Source organism: Moorena sp. SIO3H5, from assembly GCF_010692395.1.
Taxonomy (GTDB): domain Bacteria; phylum Cyanobacteriota; class Cyanobacteriia; order Cyanobacteriales; family Coleofasciculaceae; genus Moorena.
Window position 1 is genome coordinate 1 of record NZ_JAAHHS010000707.1, and the last position, 2,007, is coordinate 2,007.

The window sequence follows — 2,007 nt, forward strand, 5'->3', positions numbered from 1 at the left end:
TCCCACGCCATTGCCGAATTCCCAACCCAACTCAATCGGGCAAATGCCTACAGCAATACCAAGTGGGCAGCCATCCAGGAGCGTCGCACCACTACCTCCACCCCTATCTAATTCCACACCCAGGAGCGTGGCACCACTACCCCCACCCCTATCTAATCCCACACCCAGGAGCGTGGCACCACTACCCCCGCCTAACCTGCGTACCAACCCTGGTGTAATTCCACCGTTCCCTGCACCTTTACCGAGCACCAACCCTGGTGTAATTCCACCGTTCCCTGCACCATCACCAACTGTCACACCAACTCAAGTTACACCCCTTCCCCTACCGTCACCCCTTGCTAATCCAGGTTTAAAGGAGCCACTACCTTTACCATCCCCCAGTGCCAAACCTAGCGACAGGGCACCTTTACCTTCACCACCACCTGATACCAACCAAGCTTTAAGGGAGCCAAGACCAACACCTGAAACTAGCCCTAATCTCCCTAACCCTAATCTCTCTACAAGGTCACAAACTCGAAACCCTGTCTCTTTAAAAGTGGTACCTAACCTGCATTCAGATTGGCAAGAAGGATTTTGCATCGGCATACAGGTTATCAATGAGGGCAGTACTAAGGTTGAAGACTGGGAATTAACATTCCAAATGAATCAAGCTGCGATTAACAATAGTTGGAATGCTAATTTCCAACCCCGTAACAGGGAAAACTCTCAATCCTCTAAAGACTATGTGGTCACCCCGCTGGATTGGGGACGATTGATCGAACCTGGTCAAAGCCGACATTTGGGATTCTGTGCCAACAAGCTTGGGTCTGACTACAAACCGAAGCAAATGTTGGCATCAGGGCAATGAAGGATCAAGTGTGAAGGATCAAGTGTGAAGCATTAAGTGTGAAGCATTAAGTGTGAAGCATTAAGTGTGAAGCATTAAGTGTGAAGCATTAAGTGTGAAGCATTAAGTGTGAAGCATTAAGTGTGAACAACGTTCAACCCTCAACCCTCAACCCGATTAAACCTTAGCCAAAAGGCCACGGGTTAGCTGAAAGCGGGACTCGTGGCCTACGGCTGACCCTACGCGAACGTCCATCGCTATGAAGCTTCCACCACCTGAACGAGGTGGTGGTGTCCTATGCTAACCTGGAACTACGAAGCGTCCACAGGTCACATAGACAAGCCCAGCTTCTAGGCGGTCGTCCAGATCTTTTGCTGGAACGACCCTCCTCGCCATTTCTGCGAGTGAGTTTAAACACGCCTCTGGCACCGATGTTGTAAGCACCGTTTAAATCTGCATTAAACCGCTTACCTGAAGGGAAGGTTGCCAAGGAGTATTTTTGGGAATTTCGTTTGACCGTACCAGAGCCATCAAAAGCCAACTTTGAAGTATAGGCAGCAACAACCTCTATTACTCTGCCACCTAATTCAGCCCATTTCATTTCCGTGAAGCTGCGAATTTTTGCTTTGAGCCATCCGTGGAATCTTTGCCTTAAATTAGAGCGCTTTTTCCCACCTCTTGGCTTCCACCCCTTAAGATTCTCAAAGACAATTGCTAAGGCCGTAGGCCACGCTACGCGAACAGAATTAAACTTTTCAGCAATCTCTACAATCCCCTTGGAGACAACATGGCTAATTTGATTATTAATTCTTTGGCACTTTTGATAAGTATTGGAGCAAAACCCTTTATGCAGTTTTCCTCCTCTGCCCATCGTTTTTGATGCTCTTTTTGATACGGACTTTAGTCGTTTATCCCTGCGGTCTATGTCTCTTCCAAGGTGAATAAAATCACGTTCGCGTAGCGTCGGCTTTGCCGAATGGATTACAGTGCCGTCATGGGTTACGACTGCTACGGTAGCCGTAGTGTTTATACCTAAATCTACCGCAGTAACATTAGCCTCCGGTTTGCGTTTTTCTGGCTTACAAGTGAATGGAACAGACAGATGACAGCACCTATCATTGAAAATCAACGACGGAGACATCATTTTGTTTGTAGTCACAGATCGGTCCAGGTATGTGGTA

2 protein-coding genes are annotated in these 2,007 nt (G+C 47.8%); one reads left to right on the forward strand and one right to left on the reverse strand.

The window, feature by feature from the left end; all coding sequences use genetic code 11:
- Window positions 1-127 precede the first annotated feature (127 nt).
- A complete protein-coding gene (locus F6K52_RS35740; RefSeq protein ID WP_293089860.1) occupies window positions 128-847 on the forward strand; it encodes a cellulose binding domain-containing protein in 720 nt (239 codons plus the stop codon).
- A gap of 274 nt (window positions 848-1,121) precedes the next feature.
- Here F6K52_RS35740 and F6K52_RS35745 read toward each other — a convergent pair.
- On the reverse strand, window positions 1,122-2,007 hold an 886-nt coding region (locus tag F6K52_RS35745; RefSeq protein ID WP_293089862.1), incomplete at its 5' end, for a transposase.